This window comes from Aromatoleum toluclasticum ATCC 700605, assembly GCF_000378245.1.
In the GTDB taxonomy this organism is placed as follows: domain Bacteria; phylum Pseudomonadota; class Gammaproteobacteria; order Burkholderiales; family Rhodocyclaceae; genus Aromatoleum; species Aromatoleum toluclasticum.
In genome coordinates, this window is record NZ_KB899491.1 from 358,030 (window position 1) to 378,352 (window position 20,323).

General features: G+C 66.0%; 23 protein-coding genes and 1 other RNA gene. 11 read left to right on the top strand and 13 right to left on the bottom strand.

The window, feature by feature from the left end; all coding sequences use genetic code 11:
* Positions 1-24 precede the first annotated feature (24 nt).
* The 3 genes from F464_RS0101680 (at position 25) to F464_RS0101690 (ending at position 4,196) form a co-directional block, all read left to right on the top strand.
* Positions 25-999 (top strand): MraY family glycosyltransferase, encoded by a 975-nt coding sequence (locus F464_RS0101680; protein WP_051092234.1) that lies wholly within the window; start codon positions 25-27, stop codon positions 997-999.
* A gap of 142 nt (positions 1,000-1,141) precedes the next feature.
* Complete coding sequence (locus tag F464_RS0101685) at positions 1,142-3,028, top strand: polysaccharide biosynthesis protein (protein ID WP_018988035.1); 1,887 nt, start codon at positions 1,142-1,144, stop codon at positions 3,026-3,028.
* A gap of 370 nt (positions 3,029-3,398) precedes the next feature.
* Positions 3,399-4,196: a symmetrical bis(5'-nucleosyl)-tetraphosphatase gene (locus tag F464_RS0101690; RefSeq protein WP_026295656.1), complete on the top strand. Its 798-nt coding sequence runs from the start codon at positions 3,399-3,401 to the stop codon at positions 4,194-4,196.
* 45 nt (positions 4,197-4,241) lie between these two features.
* On the opposite strand, the gene F464_RS0101695 is transcribed toward F464_RS0101690, so the two are convergent.
* Both F464_RS0101695 and F464_RS0101700 read right to left on the bottom strand, forming a co-directional pair.
* Complete coding sequence (locus F464_RS0101695; RefSeq protein WP_232428811.1) at positions 4,242-4,979, bottom strand: lysophospholipid acyltransferase family protein; 738 nt, start codon at positions 4,977-4,979, stop codon at positions 4,242-4,244.
* A 98-nt stretch (positions 4,980-5,077) separates the two neighbouring features.
* A complete protein-coding gene (locus tag F464_RS0101700; protein ID WP_018988038.1) occupies positions 5,078-5,836 on the bottom strand; it encodes a GNAT family N-acetyltransferase in 759 nt (252 codons plus the stop codon).
* Between the two features lie 118 nt (positions 5,837-5,954).
* Between F464_RS0101700 and F464_RS0101705 the strand changes: the two genes are divergently transcribed.
* The 3 genes from F464_RS0101705 to F464_RS0101715 all read left to right on the top strand — a co-directional run bounded on the left by F464_RS0101705 (position 5,955) and on the right by F464_RS0101715 (position 7,947).
* Positions 5,955-6,365, top strand: a complete 411-nt coding sequence (locus tag F464_RS0101705) for an HIT family protein (RefSeq protein ID WP_026295657.1) — start codon at positions 5,955-5,957, stop codon at positions 6,363-6,365.
* A gap of 176 nt (positions 6,366-6,541) precedes the next feature.
* Positions 6,542-7,477 (top strand): carbohydrate kinase family protein, encoded by a 936-nt coding sequence (locus F464_RS0101710; RefSeq protein WP_018988040.1) that lies wholly within the window; start codon positions 6,542-6,544, stop codon positions 7,475-7,477.
* Positions 7,478-7,482: 5 nt separating this feature from the next.
* Positions 7,483-7,947: an outer membrane lipoprotein gene (locus F464_RS0101715; RefSeq protein WP_228217762.1), complete on the top strand. Its 465-nt coding sequence runs from the start codon at positions 7,483-7,485 to the stop codon at positions 7,945-7,947.
* Between the two features lie 16 nt (positions 7,948-7,963).
* Here F464_RS0101715 and F464_RS0101720 read toward each other — a convergent pair whose 3' ends face one another.
* The 8 genes from F464_RS0101720 to F464_RS0101755 are packed head-to-tail and all read right to left on the bottom strand — an operon-like array spanning position 7,964 to position 14,063.
* A complete protein-coding gene (locus F464_RS0101720; protein WP_018988042.1) occupies positions 7,964-8,356 on the bottom strand; it encodes a diacylglycerol kinase in 393 nt (130 codons plus the stop codon).
* Positions 8,357-8,374: 18 nt separating this feature from the next.
* Positions 8,375-9,595: a zinc-ribbon and DUF3426 domain-containing protein gene (locus F464_RS0101725; protein WP_018988043.1), complete on the bottom strand. Its 1,221-nt coding sequence runs from the start codon at positions 9,593-9,595 to the stop codon at positions 8,375-8,377.
* Positions 9,595-10,503, bottom strand: a complete 909-nt coding sequence (gene prmA / locus F464_RS0101730; RefSeq protein WP_018988044.1) for a 50S ribosomal protein L11 methyltransferase — start codon at positions 10,501-10,503, stop codon at positions 9,595-9,597. Before prmA ends, F464_RS0101725 begins: the two co-directional genes overlap by 1 nt.
* Before the next feature lie 19 nt (positions 10,504-10,522).
* Positions 10,523-11,884, bottom strand: a complete 1,362-nt coding sequence (gene accC / locus F464_RS0101735; protein WP_018988045.1) for an acetyl-CoA carboxylase biotin carboxylase subunit — start codon at positions 11,882-11,884, stop codon at positions 10,523-10,525.
* 10 nt (positions 11,885-11,894) lie between these two features.
* Positions 11,895-12,344 (bottom strand): acetyl-CoA carboxylase biotin carboxyl carrier protein, encoded by a 450-nt coding sequence (gene accB, locus F464_RS0101740; RefSeq protein ID WP_018988046.1) that lies wholly within the window; start codon positions 12,342-12,344, stop codon positions 11,895-11,897.
* A 57-nt stretch (positions 12,345-12,401) separates the two neighbouring features.
* Positions 12,402-12,893: a type II 3-dehydroquinate dehydratase gene (aroQ, locus tag F464_RS0101745; RefSeq protein ID WP_018988047.1), complete on the bottom strand. Its 492-nt coding sequence runs from the start codon at positions 12,891-12,893 to the stop codon at positions 12,402-12,404.
* Between the two features lie 57 nt (positions 12,894-12,950).
* On the bottom strand, positions 12,951-13,502 hold the full coding sequence (locus tag F464_RS0101750) for a TlpA family protein disulfide reductase (RefSeq protein WP_018988048.1): 552 nt from the start codon (positions 13,500-13,502) through the stop codon (positions 12,951-12,953).
* Positions 13,503-13,514: 12 nt separating this feature from the next.
* On the bottom strand, positions 13,515-14,063 hold the full coding sequence (locus tag F464_RS0101755) for a hypothetical protein (RefSeq protein WP_018988049.1): 549 nt from the start codon (positions 14,061-14,063) through the stop codon (positions 13,515-13,517).
* Positions 14,064-14,229: 166 nt separating this feature from the next.
* Here F464_RS0101755 and mpl point away from each other — a divergent pair, with 166 nt between their 5' ends.
* Positions 14,230-15,579 (top strand): UDP-N-acetylmuramate:L-alanyl-gamma-D-glutamyl-meso-diaminopimelate ligase, encoded by a 1,350-nt coding sequence (mpl, locus tag F464_RS0101760; protein WP_018988050.1) that lies wholly within the window; start codon positions 14,230-14,232, stop codon positions 15,577-15,579.
* 48 nt (positions 15,580-15,627) lie between these two features.
* Here mpl and F464_RS0101765 read toward each other — a convergent pair whose 3' ends face one another.
* The 3 genes from F464_RS0101765 to F464_RS0101775 form a co-directional block, all read right to left on the bottom strand.
* Positions 15,628-16,260 (bottom strand): BON domain-containing protein, encoded by a 633-nt coding sequence (locus tag F464_RS0101765; RefSeq protein WP_018988051.1) that lies wholly within the window; start codon positions 16,258-16,260, stop codon positions 15,628-15,630.
* Complete coding sequence (locus tag F464_RS0101770) at positions 16,260-16,853, bottom strand: phosphoheptose isomerase (protein WP_018988052.1); 594 nt, start codon at positions 16,851-16,853, stop codon at positions 16,260-16,262. Before F464_RS0101770 ends, F464_RS0101765 begins: the two co-directional genes overlap by 1 nt.
* Before the next feature lie 127 nt (positions 16,854-16,980).
* Complete coding sequence (locus F464_RS0101775; RefSeq protein ID WP_018988053.1) at positions 16,981-17,400, bottom strand: YraN family protein; 420 nt, start codon at positions 17,398-17,400, stop codon at positions 16,981-16,983.
* Between F464_RS0101775 and rsmI the strand changes: the two genes are divergently transcribed.
* The 4 genes from rsmI (at position 17,399) to rnpB (ending at position 20,203) form a co-directional block, all read left to right on the top strand.
* On the top strand, positions 17,399-18,259 hold the full coding sequence (gene rsmI / locus F464_RS0101780; protein WP_084600402.1) for a 16S rRNA (cytidine(1402)-2'-O)-methyltransferase: 861 nt from the start codon (positions 17,399-17,401) through the stop codon (positions 18,257-18,259). The genes F464_RS0101775 and rsmI overlap by 2 nt on opposite strands.
* 69 nt (positions 18,260-18,328) lie before the next feature.
* Positions 18,329-19,363, top strand: a complete 1,035-nt coding sequence (pyrC, locus tag F464_RS0101785; protein ID WP_018988055.1) for a dihydroorotase — start codon at positions 18,329-18,331, stop codon at positions 19,361-19,363.
* A 12-nt stretch (positions 19,364-19,375) separates the two neighbouring features.
* The gene (locus F464_RS0101790; protein WP_018988056.1) at positions 19,376-19,795 is read left to right on the top strand and encodes a hypothetical protein; all 420 of its coding nucleotides are present in this window, start codon (positions 19,376-19,378) and stop codon (positions 19,793-19,795) included.
* 27 nt (positions 19,796-19,822) lie between these two features.
* An RNA gene (rnpB, locus tag F464_RS29800) (RNase P RNA component class A) lies at positions 19,823-20,203 on the top strand.
* Positions 20,204-20,323: the final 120 nt, after the last annotated feature.

The window sequence follows — 20,323 nt, forward strand, 5'->3', positions numbered from 1 at the left end:
CTCGTCGCCGTGTCTGCGGGGTTAATGACCTGGGGCTTGCGGCATTACGCGCTCGCGCGCAGCCTCATGGACGTCCCCAATGCCCGCAGTTCCCACTCGGTGCCCACGCCGCGCGGCGGCGGGGTCGCCATCGTGCTGAGTTTCTTGTGCGCGGTGTCGGTGCTGATGGCAGGGGGGCGGGCGGAGTCTGGGGGGGCGTGGGCGATTCTTGGAGCCGGCGCGCTGGTCGCTGCGGTTGGGTTTATCGACGACCATCGCCACCTTGCGGCACGCTGGCGCCTTGCTGCGCATTTCGTGGCGGCTGTCTGGGTGCTCATGTCGCTTGGCGGGCCGCCGCGCCTCGACTGGTTCGGCTCCGTTTTGGATTTAGGGTGGCTCGGTGCTGCGCTCGCGGCGCTCTATCTCATCTGGTTGTTGAATCTGTACAACTTCATGGATGGTATAGATGGGATCGCCAGTGTCGAGGCGATCTCGGTCTGCGCGGGAGGGGCTGTCCTGTACTGGTTTGTCGGACGCGCAGATTTGATGGCCGAGCCCTTGCTGCTGGCCGCCGCCGTCGTAGGGTTCCTCTGCTGGAACTTCCCGCCCGCGAAGATCTTCATGGGCGACGCCGGCAGCGGTTTCTTGGGCATCGTGCTCGGCATCTTCTCGCTGCAGGCGGCTTGGGTGTCTCCGGCCCTGTTCTGGAGTTGGCTGGTCCTGCTTGGCGTGTTCGTCGTCGACGCGACCTGGACGCTGTTGCGGCGCATGGCTCGCGGCGAGCGTGTGTATGAGGCGCATCGCAGCCATGCCTACCAGCGCGCGAGCCGGCGATGGGGGGGGCATCTACCCGTGACCCTGGGCGTTGGAGCCATCAACATCTTCTGGCTGCTGCCGATAGCCTTGTGCGTCGGCGCAGGATTGCTTGATGGAGTCGTGGCGATTGGAATAGCATATGCTCCCCTGTTTGGCGCTGAGATCGTTCTGGGGGCAGGAAAGTCCGACGTGTCGAAGCGCTGACGTCGAGCGTTGCCGGCGTTGCTCTTTTTGGGTACTTGTCTTGTACCTGAATGTTGCGCTGCGGAAAGTGGCGACGGATATCCGCTAGAATCGCAAACGGCATTGCTGCATACCCCAACTTCGTCAGGAGGAGCCGTTCAGAATGAAGCGCTTGAGCCGTTCCGCCCTCGTCCTGCTGTTTGACCTGCTTGCCGCGTGTGCGGCGTGGGTGTCAACGTACTTCCTGCGGTTCAACTTCGAGTGGCCGGCGGAATATGAGGCCCAGATAGCCTTGGGCCTGCTTGTTCTGCTGCCGGTTCACGCGACCGTATGCACGCGGGTCGGTCTGTACCGTGGCATCTGGGTGTTCGCCAGCCTGCCCGACCTGGCGCGCGTGCTGCGCGCGGTTGCAATTTCGTCCCTCGCGGTGTGGGCGTTTGTGGCGCTGTATCGGGCCTCGCCGGGGGTGCCGCGTTCGACCCTGGTTCTCTATCCGATGCTGCTCGTCCTGATCATGGCGGGGGGGCGGGCGGCTTACCGCATGTGGAAGGAGCATCGGCTGTATGGCGGCCTGATCGCGAAGGGCAAACCGGTGGTCGTGGTCGGCGCAGGGCGTGGTGGAGCCATGTTGTTGCGCGAACTTCAGCGTAGCCCGGATTGGCGGGTGATCGGGCTGGTAGATGACGACGCGGACAAGTGGGGGCGGGAGCTCCTCGGTTTGCCGGTGTTCGGGCCGGTCGGTGCGCTATCCGAGATACTTGTGGCTGAACGCGTCGAGCACGTGATCCTGGCCATGCCGTCGGCTGCGACGAAGGTCCGGCGTGCGGCGACGGATCTCGCGGTGCGCGCCGGAGCGAAGGTTTTTACGGTTCCCGGGCTCGAAGATGTGATGGCCGGGCGCGTTGCGGTGTCCGCCATCCGTCGCGTCGATATCGAGGATCTGCTGGGGCGTGAGCCTGTGTGGATCGACACGCCGCACGTCGAGGCGATGCTCAAGGACAAGGTCGTCCTGGTCACCGGGGCCGGTGGGTCCATCGGTAGTGAACTTTGCCGGCAGTTGGCGCGATTCGCTCCGCGTCGCGTGGTGCTGTACGAACTGAACGAGTTCGCGCTGTACAACGTCGAGCAGTGGTTCGCGAATAATGCTCAGGGAATCGAGATTGTGCCCCTCGCGGGCGACGTCAAGGATGTTGCGCGTCTCGACGAGGTGTTTGCTGCGTGGCGCCCCGAGGTCGTGTTTCATGCCGCCGCCTACAAGCACGTGCCGCTGATGGAGGTGGCCAATGCATGGCAGGCGGTGCGGAACAACGTGCTGGGGACCTTGCGCGTAGGTGAGGCGGCGCAGCGTCATGGCGCGGGGCGCTTCATCCTGATCTCGACCGACAAGGCGGTGAACCCCACCAACGTGATGGGAGCAAGCAAGCGTCTGGCTGAACTCGTCTGTCAGGCTTTGCAGCAGCGGGTCCAGGGCACGCAGTTCGAAATGGTGCGTTTCGGCAACGTGCTCGGGAGCACCGGCAGCGTGATTCCGAAATTCCAGGAGCAGATTGCGCGGGGTGGGCCGATTACGGTCACCCATCCGGAGATCAATCGGTACTTCATGTCCATCCCCGAGGCGGCACAGCTGGTCCTTCAGGCGGCGGCGATGGGGCAGGGTGGCGAGATCTTCGTCATGGACATGGGCGATCCGGTGAAAATCGTCGATCTTGCGCGCAACATGATCCGGCTGTCGGGGTATTCCGAGGAAGAGATCCGGATCGAGTTCACGGGGCTGCGTCCAGGCGAAAAGCTCTATGAGGAACTCCTGGCCGACAGCGAGGAGACACGCGAAACCCCGCATCCGAAGCTGCGGATTGCGCGCTCCGTGCCGGCAGCGTCATCGCTCCTTGCCGAGTTGGCTGGATGGTTTGCGCAGAAGGACTGCCTCGGCGATGACGAGGTGCGCCGCGCGTTGTTGCGCTGGGTGCCGGAGTATGTCCCGATGGGGGGGCGGCCAGCTTTGCGTGTGGTCGAGTCGCGTGAGCAGAACTCGGTGCGCGCGCGCCGCTAGGCATCCTGCAGAAGCGCTCTGAACGCGAGTTGCGCGTGGCCGCAGGGCAATCGGACGAACCCATGTAGGGCGGGAGGAGCCGAAGGCATCTCCCGCCATGCGGCCCTTGGGCCGCTTCCGACCCGGGACTGGCGGGATACGCTGCGCTCCTCCCGCCCGACGAATTCGTGCTACCAGGAACAACGGTACGCGCCGGTCAATCAGAAGGCCAATAGTGCGCGAACCTACGTGTGTTGCAGCGCTGGAGAGCGCGGGAGCGTGTTGTACCTGCGTCGCTTCGAGGGAACTGCTTTCGCAAGATAGAATTACAGCGTTTTGTTCTTGGGCTGGTGCTTCGTGTTCGCGACGTCGGCGAGGCGCCTGATTCTCGATGGCGATTTACGCGGTAGGTGATATTCAGGGTTGTTACTCGGTGCTGCAGCGCTTGCTGGAGCGGATTGCGTTCGACCCTGCTGTCGATCGCCTGTGGGTGGTCGGCGACATGGTGAACCGCGGGCCGGAGTCGGTGCAGACGCTGCGCTTCCTGCGCGGACTGGGCGATGCGGCCACGGTCGTGCTCGGCAATCACGATCTTTACCTGCTGATGGTCGGTGCGGGCCACAAGCGGCTCGATGACGACGACACCTTGTTCCAGGTGCTGGAAGCGCCGGATCGCGACGATCTCCTGGCGTGGGTGGCGAGCCGCCCGTTGTTGCACGTCGAGGGCGGGTTCGCGATGGTGCATGCGGGCGTGCTCCCCGGCTGGACGATTGCGCGGGCGCAGCAGCTCGCGGCCGAGGTGGGCGAGGTGCTTGCGGGGCCCGCGGCGAACGATCTGTTGCTGCACCTGGGCGGCAACGAGCCAGAAACTTGGTCAGACGAACTCGTGGACTGGGATCGCTATCGGGTGATCGTGAATGCGCTGACGCGGATGCGTTTCTGCACGGCCGACGGCAGTATGGCATTGCAGGCGAAGGGACCGCCGATGAAGGCTCCGATCGGGACGATGCCGTGGTTCCTGGTGCCCGGCAGGCTGAGCCGTTCGCATACCATCGTCTGCGGCCACTGGTCGGCACTGGGCTTTTATCGCACGCCCGGCCTCATCGCGCTCGATTCGGGCTGCGTGTGGGGCGGGAAGCTTACCGCCGTGCGGCTAGAGGACGATGCGGTGTTTCAGGTGCAGGCCTAGGCCGCGGGCAATTACGGCTGCCCAATGTCGTGACGCAGGTACGGGTCAATCGACGGTGGCAGGCAGGTCGCGCCCTGAGCCTTCGTCAGCCCCTTCCTGTTCGGGCTTCCCTTCATCGATGCCGGTGGCCCCCATGATTGCCTCGCGCGCGGTGTGGGCGAGATCGCGACGGTGGATGCCCCGGCTGTCGAGCGGCCTTCCCACGTGCAGGCTGGCGATGAGTCCTTGCGTGGCGATGATGTTCGCGATGCACTGACCCAGCGTGAGATCGCCGTCGTAGGCGGCGGCGCGGGACGGAGAACCGTCCGGGTGGTGGTACGAGATCGCAATCGGCTGGATCGCGTGGCCCGATTCGATCGCCGGCTGCAGCAGTGCAGCGTGGAAGTGCAGGACGTGGCTGCCGTCGGTGGTCGTGCCTTCGGGAAACAGCGCGACGTTGCGTCCTGCGTCGAGCAGGGCGCCGATCTCCGCGTTGATGATCTTCGCGTGTCCGCGGCTGCCGCGCCGCAGGAACACGGTTTCGTTCTTCGCTGCGAACCAGCCGATGAGCGGCCAGGCGCGTACCTCGGCTTTCGAGACGAAGGCGGATGGCGCGATTGCGTTGATGACGAAGATGTCGAGCCACGAGATGTGGTTGGCGACGAGCATGCAGCCGGGCTCCACCGCCGTACCTTTCGTTTGCAGTTCGACGCCGAGGATCGCGAGCAGGCGTTGCGACCAGCGTCGGCACAGGCTGAGGTGTGTGGACTGCCCGGTCAGGGGATAGACCGTCAGGACCGTCAACAAGCCCCGGGCGATGTGCAGGGCGAGCCGCAGGTAGCGCCAGGACCGGACGAGGCGTCCGGTCGTCGGCCGGGCGGCTGGGATGGGGGCTGCGGAATTCAGTCTTTGCGTCCCATGAAGTGTTTGGCGTAACGGCCGTCCACCTTGGTCATCGGCATCAGGATGGGCAGGTCGGCGGTGTTGAAGTCGGGGTCCCATGCAGGTTCGCCGCAGATCCACGCGCCGGCACGCAGGTATCCCTTGATCAGCGGCGGCGCATCGCCCGGCAGGTCGGAGCGCAGGTGTTCGAGCGGCAGCGGACAGCGCGGGAACACGCGGTATTCAAGCGGCGAGGCGTGTTCGTCCTTGAGCCGATTGTACAGGCTTGCTGCGGTGTGTCCGCCGTCGGCCATGCTGATGGAGGCGCAGCCGATCAGGTGATCGTAGCCGTTCTCCTGCATGTAGCGGGCGAGGCCGCCCCACAGGAGGGCGATGACCGCGCCGCTGCGGTAGTCGGCGTCGATGCAGGAGCGGCCGATTTCGACGATGCGGCTGCGCAGGTGCTGCAGGCGGGTGAGGTCGAATTCGTTCTCCGAGTAGTAGCCGCCGACCTTGCGCGCTGCTGCCGGAGAGAGGATGCGGTAGGTGCCGACGATGCGCCCGGCAGACTCGTCACGCACGATCAGGTGTTCGCAGTAGGGGTCGTAGATGTCACGATCGACGCCCGGGGTGCGGCTCGGCAGGCGGGCGCCCATTTCGTCGGCGAAGACGCGGTAGCGCAGTTTCTGCGCTTCGAGAATTTCCGTTTCGCAGGTGGCCAGCCCCACGTGCAGGCTGCGTCCGCGCCGTTCGGCGATCTGTGCTTGTTTCTGGAGCATGGGGCAATTCCTCGTTCAGGCGTGTGTCACGCATTGTCGAAATGCTGCGTTGCGGCGCCATGACGAGGGCGTTACGATGGGGTGACGAAATCGAGTTCGATACGCTTTGGGGGAGTTGATGGAAAATTGTGTGTTCTGCCGCATCGTGAAGGGTGAGCTGCCGGCGTCGAAGGTGTTCGAGGACGAGTCGACGATCGTGTTCATGGATCTGCAGTCGGTGAATCCCGGACACGTGCTGGTGGTCGTGAAGCCGCACCGCGCGAACATCTACGAACTCGATGACGAACTGGCCGGGGCGGTGTTCCGCACCGCCGCGCGCATGGCGCGTGCAGTGAAGGCGGCCGTCGGCTGCGAGGGGGTGACGCTCTTCCAGGCGAACGAGAAGGCCGGTGCGCAGACCGTGTTTCATTTCCATATCCACGTGCTGCCGCGCTGGGAGGGTGACGGGATGGCGCTGGCGTGGCCGGCGAAGAACCCGCCGCGCGAGGCGCTCGAGGAGATGGCGGCGAAGCTGCGTGCGGCGATGTGAGGGGCGGAGCGGTGGTGTGGGGGTGTGGGAGCGGCTTCAGCCGCGAATCGGCGGCATCGCTCGCTGAGTGGCCCATTCGCGGCTGAAGCCGCTCCCACAGGAGACGACCGGCGCTGCGCCGCGGATATTTGGCGCGGCGCCCTATAATGGCGGGATTTATCCACCCGGATTCCTGAATGTCCATCCTCGTTTGCGGCTCCATGGCCTACGATACGATCATGGTGTTCCACGATCGTTTCAAGCGCCACATTCTCCCTGATCAGATCCACATCCTGAACGTGTCCTTCCTCGTGCCCGACATGAGGCGCGAGTTCGGCGGGTGCGCCGGGAACATCGCTTACAACCTGAAACTGCTGGGCGCCGATCCGCTGATCATGGCGACGGTGGGCGACGACGCCGAGCCCTATCGCCAGCGCCTGCAGCGCCTCGGGCTGCGCCAGGATCACGTCAGGCACGTACCCGAAAGCTTCACCGCGCAGGCCTTCATCACCACCGATCTCGACGACAACCAGATCACGGCCTTCCACCCCGGGGCGATGAACCATTCGCACCTCAACCGGGTGCAGGATACGAACGGCGTGAAGCTCGGCATCGTGTCGCCGGACGGTCGCGAGGGTATGTTGACCCATGTCGCGCAGTTCGCCGATGCGGACATTCCCTTCGTGTTCGATCCGGGCCAGGGGATGCCGCTGTTCTCGGGCGAGGAGTTGCTCCATTGCCTGAACCAGGCGAGCTATTGCACGGTCAATGATTACGAAGCGCGCCTGTTGTGCGAGCGGACCGGGTGTTCGCTCGACGAGCTGGCGGGCAAGGTCGAGGCGCTGATCGTGACGCTCGGGCCCGAGGGCTCGCGCATTTACGCCGGCGGGGCATGCATCGAGATTCCCTGCGTGCAGGCCGATGAGGTGGTCGATCCGACCGGATGTGGTGATGCCTACCGGGCGGGGCTGCTGTACGGAATTGCAGAAGGTTACGATTGGACCCGGACCGGGCGCTTGGCGTCCCTGATGGGATCGATCAAGATCGCGAGCCGCGGGGGGCAGAATCACGCGCCGGACCGCGCGGAGATTGGGGCGCGTTATACGAAGGCATTTGGAGAGGCATTATGGTGATGGATATGAGGCAGCGTGCCCTTGCTGCGGCATTTGCCGTGGCGGTGCTTGGGTTTGGGCTGGGTGGTTGCGCGACGGGTCTGGGCGGCGAGACCTATTCGCGCGGCGAAGCGCGCCGGGCAATGACGGTGCAGTACGGTGTGGTCGAATCAGTTCGCTACGTGAAGCTCGAGGGAACCAAGACCCCGATCGGCGCGCTAGGGGGTGCGGCGGTCGGCGGCATTGCGGGCAGTGGCATCGGCGAAGGACGCGGTGCCGCGATCGCGACGGTGATCGGTGCGGTCGCAGGCGGCCTTGCCGGTTCGGCGATCGAGGAGGGCGCAACGCGCTCCCAGGGCGTCGAGGTCACGGTCCGGTTCGAGAACAATCAGCTCATGGCGGTCGTCCAGGACGACAAGGGCGAGGATTTCCGTTCCGGCGATTCGGTCCGCGTCGTGCGCGACGGATCGACTACCCGCGTGACGCGCTGAGCGTGCTCCCGAAGGATTAGCCGAGCAGGACCAGTCCCCACACGCAGGCAAGATTGACGAGCGCTAGAAGGACGGCGGCGCTGCCGATGTCCTTCGCCCGCTTGGCGAGCAGGTGGCGTTCGAGGGAAACCCGATCGACGGTCGCCTCTATCGCCGAATTGATCAGTTCCACGATCATCACGAACAGCACGCTGCCGATGAGCAGGGCCTTGCCCGTGCCCGTGACGGGCATGAACAGCGCGAGCGGGATGAGGATCACGGCGAGGATGCACTCCTGGCGGAAGGCGTCCTCGTGCCGGAAGGCTGCGCTCAAGCCGTCGAACGAGTAGCGCAGCGCGTTGAACAGGCGGGTGAGTCCGGTCTTGCCCTTGAAGGGGCTTTCGTGATGCTCGCGGGGCGGCTGGGTCATGGGGGCGTCGCGTGTGGGTCAGGGGTAGAAGGCGTAGATCCGGTATCCGGTCGCACCCAGTCCGTCGGCCGCAAAGGGCAGGGTGACGGCAATGTCGCGTCCGGCGGCGAATCCCTGTTCGAGATCCGCGCCCGGAAACCATTCCTGCGGCGTGAGCACTCGCCTGACGAGAGGGCGATCCCGCGCGTCCGTCAGGGTCAGTTCGAGGTGCGGCCAAGCCAGCGGATGGGGCGCGCGGTTGCGGATCGCTGCGTTCAGGACGAAGTGGGCCGCCTTGCCGGGCTCGGACTGCAAGTCCGAGGATTCCACGCTGATCAAGCTGGCGATGTGTGGCAGTTCGACGGTACAGCCCAGGGCGTGGCACGCCTTTACCAGTACAGGCCTCAAGGACGGCCATTCCCGTGCGAAGTCGGCGCGGAATAGATAGAGCAACTGCACCGCGAGCATCCCGCCCAGCAGGCCGATGGCGAGGCCGGTGAGGGCGCGGCGGGCAGGGGCGCGCGCCGGCGGGGCGTAGTCGGCGAAGTCGTCCTCGGTGTCCGTCGGCGGTTCGGCGGGCGCGGGCCTGGATTCTTCGGCAGGGAAATCTTCTTCGGGGTCTGGCAGCGTCGGGATGCCAGGTTCGATCCTGTCCGGTGATGCAAAGCTCGGCATCAAGGTGTCAGGAGCCGCTTCCTCGGCCGGCTCCGGTTCCTCGCGATAATCGATATCCCGCCACGACCGGACGCCTTTGCGGCGTGCGGCGTTGTCAATCTTTTCTTCGCCTGGGTGCGCAGGTTCGCGCAGCGACCCGTCTGTGCCGCCCGGTGTCCGCGGTGCGTCGATGACGGGGTTCAGGTTCTCCGGGGGCGCAGATGGCACGGCTGCCGCGCGGCGTTCATCTTTTGCCGAATCGGGCGGAAGCGGCGGCGGAGGGGGGTGTTCCGCGGGTTCCTGGCGCGCGTCCTCTGCCTCGCGTTGCGCCGCGCGCTGCGGGACGAGCGCGTCGGGCAATTCGAAGTCGAGCTGGTCCGAGAACGCGTCCGCCGCCTTGTCTTCGAGCACGAAGAAGCGATCGGAGCGGTCCGGTGCCGTTTCGGGCGTTCGCGGGGCTTCCGGAGGGAGGGGCTCCTCGATCAGGTTTTTCAGCGCGTCGAATGGTACCAGGCAGCTGCCGCAGCGCACCTGGCCGTGGTGTGTGCGCAACTGTTCGCTCCGCACCCGGAATACCGTGTGGCAGGCCGGGCAACGGGCGAGCATCAGTCCTTGCCGGCCCCGGTGGCGGGCCGGGTGCCTTCCAGTCGCGCCCAGCCCTCGTGGGTCGCGCCGACGCGCAGTGCGATGAAGGGGGCGTAGGCAGCGATGACCTGATCGGTCTGGGTGTCGAGCACGCCCGACAGCGCGATCCGTCCGCCGGGCGCCACGCGCGCGGCCAGCAGGGGCGCGAGCACGCACAGCGGGTTGGTGAGGATGTTTGCAACGACGACGTCGAACTGCACGTCGAGCGCTGCGCGCGAATGTTGCAGGCGCATCGTCACGCCGTTGCGCTGCGCATTGTCGTGCGCGGCCTCGAGTGCCTTGTCGTCGATGTCGACGCCCAGTACGTCGGCGGCGCCCAGTTTTGCCGCGGCGATGCCGAGGATGCCCGAGCCGCAGCCGTAATCGAGTACGCCGGCGCCGGGCGTGACGGCTTCACACAGCCATTCGAGGCACAGGCGCGTGGTGGGATGCGAGCCCGTGCCGAAGGCCATGCCGGGATCGAGTTCGATGTTGATCGCAGCCGGATCGGGGGCGGTGTGCCAGGACGGGACGATCCACATCCGGTCGGTGATGCGGATCGGGTCGAACTGGCTTTGCGTGAGCTGCACCCAGTTCTGTTCCGCGACATCTTCCAGCGTGAAGGGGGGTACCGCGTCGAAGCCGGCGTCGGCGGCAGCCTGCGCCAGAGCGACCGCGAGGTCGGCATTGGCGTCGAACAGTGCGATCACGCGGCTGTGGTCCCACAGGCCCACCGGGTGATGGCCCGGCTCGCCGAACTGCGGCTTCTCCGCATCGGTGCCGGCGTCAGCGTCTTCGATGCTGATGGAGAGCGCTCCCGCCTCCATCAGCGCGTCCGACAGCGCCTCGGCCTTCTGCGCCTCGGCCTGCAGGGTCACGGAAATCCACATGAGCGGCGGCTCCGGCTCGTCAGCTCTTCTTGACTTCGTTGCGGTCGGCCAGCTTGTGCTCCAGGTAGTGGATGCTGGTGCCGCCTTCGATGAAGCGTGCGTCGAGCATGAGCTCCTGGTGCAGCGGCACGTTCGTCTTGATGCCCTCGACGACCATCTCCGACAGCGCGATGCGCATGCGGCGGATCGCCTGCTCGCGCGTGTCGCCGTAGGCGATCAGCTTGCCGATCATCGAGTCGTAGTGCGGCGGGATCGTGTAGCCGTTGTAGACGTGCGAATCGACACGGATGCCCGGCCCGCCCGGCGTGTGCCAGTTGGTTATTTTGCCGGGGCAGGGCGTGAATTTGAACGGATCTTCGGCGTTGATGCGGCATTCGATCGAGTGGCCGCGGAAGGTGATGTCCTTCTGGTTGAACCACAGCTTTTCGTTCGCCGCGATGCGGATCTGCGCCTGCACGATGTCGATGCCGGTGATCAGCTCGGTGACCGGGTGTTCGACCTGCACGCGCGTGTTCATTTCGATGAAGTAGAACTCGCCGTTTTCGAACAGGAATTCGAAGGTGCCGGCGCCGCGGTAACCGATCTTGCGGCAGGCCTCCGCGCAGCGTTCGCCGACCTTGGCGATCGCCTTGCGGTCGATGCCGGGGGCGGGCGCTTCCTCGATGACCTTCTGATGGCGGCGCTGCATCGAGCAGTCGCGTTCGCCCAGATATACCGCGTTGCCGTGTTCGTCGGCCAGAACCTGGATCTCCACGTGGCGCGGGTGCTCGAGGAACTTCTCCATGTAGACGACCGGGTTGCCGAATGCGGCCTGCGCTTCGGCGCGGGTCGTTGCGACGGCGTTGAGCAGCGCGGCTTCCGTGTGGACCACGCGCATGCCGCGGCCGCCGCCGCCGCCGGCGGCCTTGATGATCACCGGATAGCCGACCGTACGCGCGATCTTGACGATCTCCTTGGGATCTTCCGGCAGGGCGCCGTCGGAGCCTGGCACGCAGGGTACGCCCGCGGCCTTCATCGCGTCCTTCGCGCTGACCTTGTCGCCCATCAGGCGGATCGTTTCGGCGCGCGGGCCGATGAACGCGAAGCCCGACTGCTCGACGCGTTCGGCGAAGTCGGCGTTTTCCGACAGGAAGCCGTAGCCGGGGTGAATTGCCTCGGCGTCGGTGACTTCCGCCGCCGAGATGATGGCCGGAACGTTGAGATAGCTCAGCGCCGAGGCGGCCGGCCCGATGCACACCGACTCGTCGGCGAGCTTCACGTACTTGGCTTCGGTGTCCGCGACCGAATGCACGGCGACGGTGCGGATGCCGAGCTCGCGGCAGGCGCGCAGCACCCTCAGGGCAATCTCTCCGCGGTTCGCGATCAGGATCTTTTCGAACATGGCGTGCCGGTCAGGCGATGACGAACAGCGGCTGGCCGTACTCGACCGGTTGGCCGTTTTCGACCAGGATCGCCTTGATCGTGCCGGTAAACTCCGACTCGATCTCGTTCATGAGCTTCATCGCCTCGATGATGCACAGGCGGTCGCCGACGGCGACGCTCTGGCCGACGTCGGCCAGCGGCTTCGCGCCCGGCGCGGTCGCACGGTAGAAGGTGCCGACCATCGGCGACTTGACGACGTTGCCGTCGGGCAGCGCATCGGCAGCGGGCGCCACGACGACATTGGTGGCGGGGGCTGCCGCGGGAGCGGCCATCGGCGCGGCCGCCAGGTAGGCGGGGGCCGTGGGGGCTGCGATGTGCTTGGCGATGCGTACTTTCTCTTCGCCCTCGGTGACCTCCAGTTCGGAAATGCCCGATTCCTGGACGAGGTCGATCAACTTCTTCAGCTTGCGCAGATCCATGCTGTTGTTCTCCGGACAATGCGGCGCATCCGGGGCGCCGCCAGAGGGGTTTTGTGTTTAGCTTTTCCGCAGTTGCGTGAGGGCGAATTCGAGTGCGGCCATGTAGCCGTATGCGCCCAGTCCGCAGATCACGCCGATGGCGTGATCGGAAAAATAGGAGTGATGCCGGAACGGTTCCCGGGCGTGGATGTTGGACAGGTGCACTTCCACGTAGGGAATCGCCACCGCGGCCAGCGCGTCGCGCAGGGCGACGCTCGTGTGGCTGTATCCGGCCGGGTTGATGATGATGTAGTCGACTGCTTCCACGGCTGCAGCCTGGATGCGGTCGATGAGTTGTCCTTCGTGATTGCTCTGGAAGGACTCGACGACGACGCCGGCTGCACGGGCGCGGGCGTCCATTGCCGAATGGATGTCAGCCAGCGTGGTGCGGCCGTAGACATCGGGTTCGCGAGTGCCGAGGAGGTTCAGGTTGGGGCCGTGTAGAACCAGGATTCGGGTCTGCGGAGGCGGTGGAGCCTCGGTGGTTTTGCTGCGTTTTGAGCGCGTCATGACAGCAAGTTTGCCGCAAATCGCAGCACTTTGTCCAGTGGAGACGGTTCGACGGCGTCAGCGCGAAGCGAGGAGTGCGCGAATTTTGCCCTCAAGTTCCGCTTCATTCAAGGTGCCCAGCTTCACGAAGTCCAGTTCGCCCTGCCGATCGAAGATCGCGGTGAATGGGAGGGCCTGGGAGGTGTTTCCGAGTGCGCTCGTCACGGCCAGCGTCTGCAGCGGGGCGATCAGTAGCGGGTAGGGAACCTTGTTTTCCTCGGAGAATCTGCGCACGTTGTCCGGCTGGTCGATGCCGATGCCGACGAATTGCACCGGCGCATCGGCGAAGCGCCGGCTGACGGCGGCGAATTCGGGGATCTCGCGCAGGCAGGGCGGACACCACGTCGCCCAGAAGTTGACGACCAGCACCTTGCCGCGCCACTGCGCGAGTGCCTGCGGCTGGCCGTTGCTGTCGGGCAGCTCGAGGGCCAGTATCGGAGCGCCGGCGTCGCGCGCAACCTGTGGCGGCGCAGGACGGGAGGGCGAAGCCGCGTGCCGGGTGAGATAACCGGCGAACCCTGCCACTGCGGCGACGGCGAGGATCAAGGTGTTGCGGACGAGTGGCTTCATGTCGTGACCGGTTCAGCGCACGGGTTCGGCTGCGGTCTCGCTGCCACCGGCGGCCAGCAGGGCCTCGACCGCCGGCAGGCGCGCCCTTTCGGCGTGTCGCCGGTTGGAGCGTTCGGAGTCGGCCGGATAGATCGACAGGCGGATCGGAACCTGCTCCCAGTCGAAGCTCAGGATGGCTTCCGGCGCGTGCGGCGCGGGGCGGCGCGGTTCGCGGTGTTCGTAGGCGATGTCCTGGTTGAGGAAGAAGATCTCGACTTCCTTGGCGCTTTCCGGGAACAGCTCGATATCGACCTCGGTGTAGCGGCCCGCGGTGCCGTCGAGCGCGCCGCCGGTGAGGTAGGGGCGGAATTCGTCGAGCAGGCGCATCACGCCGACGGCGGCGCGGCGCATCTCGAGCAGGCGTTCGGCCTGTTCCTCGTCCTGGTAGAGCGCCTGCCAGGCGCGCAGCTCGGCTTCGATCTCGGCGTTGTTGGGCAGGGAATCGGTGTCGGATGCACCGAGTTGCCGTGCGGCCTTGCGCTTGGCGAAGCCGAAATCGGAGATGCCGTCTTCGGCCATCATGCGGGCCGCCGCGGCGGCGATTTCACGCCTCAGGGTCGCGGAGCGGGATGGAGGCACGCGGAATGTCATGGTCGCGAGTCCGGCTGAGGGTCCGTGTAGAATGCGCACCATTCTACACGGACCGGTTTCAGGCACATTGCAGCGGTCCGTCAGTCCCGGAGTTTCGATGCACATCCACATCCTTGGAATCTGCGGCACCTTCATGGGTGGCGTGGCGCTGCTCGCGCGTTCGGCCGGTCACAAGGTGACCGGTTGCGACGCGAACGTCTATCCGCCGATGAGCGTCCAGCTCGAAGCGCAGGGCATCGGCCTGACGGAAGGCTACGATGCGTCGCAGATCGACCTTGCGCCCGACGTGTTCGTCATCGGCAATGCCATCTCGCGCGGCAATCCGCTGCTGGAGGCCATCCTCGAGCGCGGGCTCCCCTACGTGTCCGGTCCTCAATGGCTCGCCGAGCACGTCCTCCAGGGGCGCTGGGTGTTGGCCGTCGCGGGCACGCACGGCAAGACGACGACAACCTCCATGCTCGCGTGGATGCTGGAGGACGCAGGGCTGAATCCCGGCTTCCTCGTCGGCGGCGTGCCGGGCAACTTCGGCGTGTCGGCGCGCCTCACCGATTCGCCCTTCTTCGTCATCGAAGCGGACGAGTACGACACCGCGTTCTGCGACAAGCGCTCGAAGTTCGTGCATTACCGTCCGCGCACGGCGATCCTCAACAATCTCGAATTCGACCACGCCGACATCTTTGCGGACCTCGCGGCGATCGAGACGCAGTTCCATCATCTCGTGCGCACGATTCCGACATCTGGCCGTATCGTCGCCAATGCTGCCGAAGAGAGCCTGAAGCGCGTGCTGGCGCGCGGCTGCTGGTCCGAGCTGGAGTGGTTCGGCGATGCGTCGCAGTGGTCGGCCGAGCCGGGTGCGGATGAGGGCGAGGCCGTGTTCAGGCTGCGCGGGGAGGAGGTCGGGCGTATCGCGATGCCGATGTCCGGGAGCCACAACCGCGGCAATGCGCTGGCGGCCATCGCTGCGGCCCGCCATGTCGGCGTGACGCCGACGCAGGCCATCGCGAGCCTTGCGCGTTTCCAGGGGATCAAGCGTCGCATGGAGGTGCGCGGGAGTGTGGGCGGGATTACCGTCTATGACGATTTCGCCCACCATCCGACGGCGATTGCACTGACGGTCGAAGGGCTGCGCAAACGTGAATCGCAGGGGCGCATCCTCGCGGTGCTCGAGCCGCGCTCGAACACAATGAAGCTAGGGGTAATGAAGAGTCGGCTGCCGGAAAGCCTGGCGCTGGCCGATCGCGTCTTCTGCTACGCGAACGGCTTGGGCTGGGATGCAGGCGAAGCGCTGGCGCCACTGGGCGGGCGGGCCGGCGCCTTCGATTCGCTGGAAGAGCTGGTCGCTGCGGTCGTCGCCGAGGCGCGCTCCGGCGATCACGTGCTGGTCATGAGCAACGGTGGTTTCGGCGGCGTGCACGACAAGCTGCTCGCCGCGCTGCAGGCACGGTGATGTGCGGCGCTTGCGGGATCGGCGTCCCGCAAGCGCCCGGGCCTGACTTCAGTCCTTCTTGCCTTCGAGCTGGCGGGCCTGCTGGTCGGTGATGTATTCGAACACCTTCACGACCTTGCGTACGCCATCCGTGCGGCGCGCCACCTCGGTGGCTGCGTCTGCCTCGCGGCGCGTCACGATGCCGAGCAGGAACACGGTGCCGGCTTCGGTCACAACCTTGACGTGATTCGCGCTGAACTGCGCTGAATCGACGAAGCGGGCTTTCACCTTCGATGTGAGAAGCGAGTCGTTGCCGCGCGAGGTCATCGACGACGTGCCGGCGACCTGGATCTCATTGACGATACCCTTGACGTTGGCGATCCCGCTGGCGACGCGCTCGGCTTCGGCGCGATGCGCCTCGGAGGGGGCTTCTCCGGTGAGTAGCACGTTGCGGTTGAAGGACGTCACGTTGATATGCACCGCGTCGCCGAGACGATCGCGCAGTGCGCTCGAGGTGCGCCATTCGATGCCTTCGTCCTCGACGTAGGCGCCCGAGGTGCGGCGGTCGGCGACCAGGGCCGCGCCCGCTCCGACTCCGCCCGCGACGAGCGGGAAGCAGCCCTGCAACAGCGGCAGCGTCGCCGCTGCGGCCAGGCCGAGAAGCAGGGTGCGCCGGCTGGCTTGGAGGGTCTTGTTGTTCATTAGTCTTCAACTCCGAGTAACAGACAATCGATGCCGTCGCACAGGCAGTGCAGGACGAGCAGATGCACTTCCTGAATGCGTGCCGTGCGATCGGCGGGGACGCACAGGTGGATGTCGCCGTCGCCGAGCATTTCCCCCATCCTGCCCCCGCCCTTGCCGGTCAGCGCGATGACGCGCATCTCGCGTTCGTGGGCGGCTTCGATTGCGGCGATGACGTTGGGAGAGTTGCCGCTGGTCGAGATTGCGAGCAGGACGTCGCCCGGTTGCCCGAGTGCGCGTACCTGCTTGGAGAATACCTGGTTGTAGTCGTAATCGTTGGCGATCGAGGTCAGCGTGGAGGTGTCTGTCGTCAGCGCCACCGCCGCGAGGGGCGGTCGCTCCATCTCGAAACGGTTGACCAGTTCGGCGGCGAAATGTTGCGCATCGGCCGCCGAGCCGCCGTTGCCGCAGGCGAGAATCTTGCCGTTGTTGAGCAGGCTGCCGGTCATGATCTCCACGGCTCCCGCGATCGGGGCGGCCAGCGCTTCCAGCGAATCGAGCTTGGTGCGGGCGCTGTCTTCGAATTGTCGGGAGATGCGGTGAATCAGGTCCATGAGAGGCTCGGGTCACTTCTGTCGGGGACAAAAGTCTAGCATGAGGCGGCCACCGGCCCTGTCGCGGCCGCTTTGCGGCGCTAGTGTGCCGTGGGCTGTTCGGTTGTGGGGCCCTCCTTACAGACGCTTACCACGCGCCCGCGTCGAAGGCGCCGCGCAGCCACTCGATGCTGCTTTCGTCGAGTGCGCTCATCAGGACCGCGTCGAAGCGGCAGGGGTTTTGCGCGTAGCGGCGGCCGTCGCCCGCGAGCCACCAGCGGGCCGCGAGCACGATGCGCCGGCGCTTCGTCGCGGTGATGCTCGCCGCCGCGCCGCCGAAGCCGGGATTGCTGCGCAGGCGGACCTCGACGAACACCGCCGTGCCGCGGTCGAGGCAGATGAGATCGACTTCGCCGCCGCGGCAGTGCACGTTGCGTGCGATCACCGTCAGGCCCTTGCGCGCGAGGAACCGTCCGGCGAGCTCCTCGGCTGCCTTGCCGCGCCCTTGCGCGGGAGGCGTCGGCCGCCTGACAATGCCTTCCCTTCTGCTGCTTTTTCCGGTGTCCATGTCGACCAGCCCGTCTCCGCTTTCAAGTACGCCGTCATTGTATGTGGTGGCGACGCCGCTCGGGAACCTTCAGGACGTCAGCATGCGTGCGCGGGGCGTGCTGGCAGAGGTCGGCGCGATCGCCGCCGAGGATACGCGTCACAGTCAGCGCCTGCTCGACGCGCTGGACGTCCACACGCGGCTCTTTCCGCTGCATGAGCACAACGAGCAGGCCGCCGTCGGGCAAGTGATCCGGATGCTGGAAGGGGGACAGCACGTCGCGCTGATCAGCGACGCCGGCACGCCGGCTATCTCGGACCCCGGTGCGCGGGCCGTCGCGCGCGTACGCGAGGCGGGCTTCCCGGTGGTGCCCGTTCCCGGTCCGTGTGCGGCCATCGCGGCGCTGTCCGCATCCGGTTTTGTCGACGACGGTTTTCGCTTCGTCGGCTTCCTGCCGGCCAGGCAGGCCGCGCGGCGTGCCCGGATCGAGGAGTTGCGTGCGCAGGAGGTGCCGCTGGTTTTCTACGAATCGCCTCATCGCATCGCCGAATGCGTCGACGATCTCGCGGCCGTGCTGGAGCCGTCGCGCGACATCGTGATCGCGCGCGAAATCACGAAGATCTATGAGCAGATCGCCCGCATGCCGTTGGGTGAGGCGCCGGCGTGGCTGGCGGCCGATGCGAACCGTTGCCGCGGTGAGTTCGTGCTGATCGTTGCCGGTGCGCCCGCTGCCGAGGGGCTCGGTGCGGATGCCGAACGCACCCTGGCGCTGCTGCTGGAGGAACTACCGCTAAAGACAGCCGCGCGGCTTGCCGCGGACATCACCGGCGCGCCGCGCAAGCAGCTGTATGCGCGCGCGCTGGAGCTGAAGGGCAGTTGAGCCCGCATATATAATTGGCGCAAGTCGTTGGCGCAATCGAAGGCGCCCGCATCCCGATCCCGGAGCCCCATGCACACCATTTCCCTTATCCGCCCCGACGACTGGCACCTGCACGTGCGCGACGGCGCGGCGCTCGCGACTGTCGTGCCGCACACTGCGCAGCGCTTCGGCCGCGCGCTCATCATGCCCAACCTGCGGCCGCCCGTGACCACCACGGCACAGGCCCTCGAATACCGCGACCGTATCCGCGCGGCGGTTCCGGCCGGCGTCGAGTTCGAGCCGCTGATGAGTCTCTACCTCACCGACAACATGGCGCCGGACGAAATCGACCGTGCCAGCGCGAGCGGCGCGGTGGTGGCGGTGAAACTCTATCCGGCAGGCGCGACGACCAATTCGGATGCGGGCGTGACCGCGATCGAGAAGGTCTATCCGGTGCTGGAGCGGATGGAGCGCGTCGGGATGGTGCTCTGCGTGCATGGTGAGGTGACGCAAGGCGACGTCGATGTCTTCGACCGCGAGCAGGTGTTCATCGACCGTGTGCTCGCTCCGCTGACACAGAGATTTCCCGGACTGCGCGTCGTGTTCGAGCACATCACGACCGCCGATGCCGCCCAGTTCGTGAATGCGGCGGGCGACAACGTCGGTGCGACGATCACCGCCCACCACCTGCTGCTCAACCGCAACGCGATCTTCGCCGGCGGCATTCGGCCGCATCATTACTGCCTGCCCGTGCTCAAGCGCGAGACCCACAGGCGCGCGCTGGTCGAGGCGGCGACCTCCGGTAGTGCGAAGTTCTTCCTCGGCACCGACTCGGCGCCGCATGCGCGCTCGACGAAAGAGGCCGGCTGCGGCTGTGCAGGCTGTTACACCGCGCACGCAGGGATCGAGTTGTATGCCGAGGTCTTCGAACAGGCTGGGGCGCTCGACCGACTCGAGGCGTTCGCGAGCCTCAATGGTCCGGCGTTCTATGGTTTGCAGCCCAATTCCGCGCGTATCACGCTGGTGAAGCAGGTGTGGGAGGTTCCGGCCGCCTACGATTATCTTGCCGGCGATCCGCTGGTGCCCCTGCGTGCCGGCGAGACCATCGCCTGGCGTCTGCTCTGATCGGGAGTCCATATGCCGAGTGCCCGGACGAAAGCGATTGCTGCGCTGGCGATGTTGCCCATGCTTGCCGCGTGCGAGAACAGTGCGACCGCCTTCATGATCGAGGGGAGCCAGCACGCTCTGATTCTGGTGCGCGAGAAGCCGTACTTCTGGCAGAGCACGGTCAATCAGGCGCTCATCGCGTCGCGTCTGCCGCATTGCCAGAGGCGGATTCCGATTCATCCGGACGGTACCGAACTGACACCGATGGAGGTGTTCGAGGCGGGGGACCGCCTGTGGGCGCTCCGCCAGGGCAGTCGCTGGTACCTCGTCGGGACCGACAAGTGCCAGGTGCAGGACTGGGACAATGCCGCGGGTTCGGCTCCGGGCGCTGCGCTCGGGACCTTCCGCTTCAAGGACGGCGTTGCGACCTTCATTCCCGCGGGCAAGTGAGCGCGCGTCGCGTATAATCCGCAGCGGGAAGTTCGCCAGGCAGTCGCTGCGTACCTTGTGTGCGTGGAGGAAAGTCCGGGCCCCGCAGAGCAGGATGCCGGCTAACGGCCGGGCGCCGTGAGGCGACGGAAAGTGCAACAGAAAGCAAACCGCCGATGGCCTGTTCGCAGGCTCAGGTAAGGGTGAAATGGTGGGGTAAGAGCCCACCGCAGGACTGGCGACAGGACTGGCACGGCAAACCCCATCCGGGGCAAGGCCAAATAGGGGAGCAATGGCGTGGCTCGCGCTGCTCCCGGGTAGGCTGCTAGAGCGCCATGGCAACATGGCCCCCAGAGGAATGACTGCCCGGCGGTCGCGACCCAGGTCGCGGCCGTTCGACAGAACCCGGCTTATCGGCGAACTTCCCTTCTCCCGCCGAGCTGTTTTTCGCCACTTTAGTGTGCGTTTTCCCACACTTCCCCACTTCGGGTCCGTCCGGCGCTCGAGTCTCTACGTTTTTCTCATGAAGTTGCGCTATCTGCCTTGATT

Excerpts from the sequence above, each read along its gene's own strand:
- mpl (WP_018988050.1), top strand. The coding sequence starts at position 14,230 with ATGCACATCCACATCCTTGGAATCTGCGGCACCTTCATGGGTGGCGTG.
- F464_RS0101770 (WP_018988052.1), bottom strand. The coding sequence starts at position 16,853 with ATGGACCTGATTCACCGCATCTCCCGACAATTCGAAGACAGCGCCCGC.
- F464_RS0101750 (WP_018988048.1), bottom strand. The coding sequence starts at position 13,502 with ATGAAGCCACTCGTCCGCAACACCTTGATCCTCGCCGTCGCCGCAGTG.
- F464_RS0101690 (WP_026295656.1), top strand. The coding sequence starts at position 3,399 with ATGGCGATTTACGCGGTAGGTGATATTCAGGGTTGTTACTCGGTGCTG.
- F464_RS0101790 (WP_018988056.1), top strand. The coding sequence starts at position 19,376 with ATGCCGAGTGCCCGGACGAAAGCGATTGCTGCGCTGGCGATGTTGCCC.
- accB (WP_018988046.1), bottom strand. The coding sequence starts at position 12,344 with ATGGATCTGCGCAAGCTGAAGAAGTTGATCGACCTCGTCCAGGAATCG.
- F464_RS0101680 (WP_051092234.1), top strand. The coding sequence starts at position 25 with ATGACCTGGGGCTTGCGGCATTACGCGCTCGCGCGCAGCCTCATGGAC.
- accC (WP_018988045.1), bottom strand. The coding sequence starts at position 11,884 with ATGTTCGAAAAGATCCTGATCGCGAACCGCGGAGAGATTGCCCTGAGG.
- aroQ (WP_018988047.1), bottom strand. The coding sequence starts at position 12,893 with ATGACGCGCTCAAAACGCAGCAAAACCACCGAGGCTCCACCGCCTCCG.
- F464_RS0101710 (WP_018988040.1), top strand. The coding sequence starts at position 6,542 with ATGTCCATCCTCGTTTGCGGCTCCATGGCCTACGATACGATCATGGTG.
- F464_RS0101700 (WP_018988038.1), bottom strand. The coding sequence starts at position 5,836 with ATGCTCCAGAAACAAGCACAGATCGCCGAACGGCGCGGACGCAGCCTG.
- F464_RS0101755 (WP_018988049.1), bottom strand. The coding sequence starts at position 14,063 with ATGATGGCCGAAGACGGCATCTCCGATTTCGGCTTCGCCAAGCGCAAG.
- prmA (WP_018988044.1), bottom strand. The coding sequence starts at position 10,503 with ATGTGGATTTCCGTGACCCTGCAGGCCGAGGCGCAGAAGGCCGAGGCG.
- F464_RS0101705 (WP_026295657.1), top strand. The coding sequence starts at position 5,955 with ATGGAAAATTGTGTGTTCTGCCGCATCGTGAAGGGTGAGCTGCCGGCG.
- F464_RS0101725 (WP_018988043.1), bottom strand. The coding sequence starts at position 9,595 with ATGCTCGCCCGTTGCCCGGCCTGCCACACGGTATTCCGGGTGCGGAGC.
- F464_RS0101685 (WP_018988035.1), top strand. The coding sequence starts at position 1,142 with ATGAAGCGCTTGAGCCGTTCCGCCCTCGTCCTGCTGTTTGACCTGCTT.
- rsmI (WP_084600402.1), top strand. The coding sequence starts at position 17,399 with ATGTCGACCAGCCCGTCTCCGCTTTCAAGTACGCCGTCATTGTATGTG.
- F464_RS0101765 (WP_018988051.1), bottom strand. The coding sequence starts at position 16,260 with ATGAACAACAAGACCCTCCAAGCCAGCCGGCGCACCCTGCTTCTCGGC.
- pyrC (WP_018988055.1), top strand. The coding sequence starts at position 18,329 with ATGCACACCATTTCCCTTATCCGCCCCGACGACTGGCACCTGCACGTG.
- F464_RS0101775 (WP_018988053.1), bottom strand. The coding sequence starts at position 17,400 with ATGGACACCGGAAAAAGCAGCAGAAGGGAAGGCATTGTCAGGCGGCCG.
- F464_RS0101720 (WP_018988042.1), bottom strand. The coding sequence starts at position 8,356 with ATGACCCAGCCGCCCCGCGAGCATCACGAAAGCCCCTTCAAGGGCAAG.
- F464_RS0101715 (WP_228217762.1), top strand. The coding sequence starts at position 7,483 with ATGAGGCAGCGTGCCCTTGCTGCGGCATTTGCCGTGGCGGTGCTTGGG.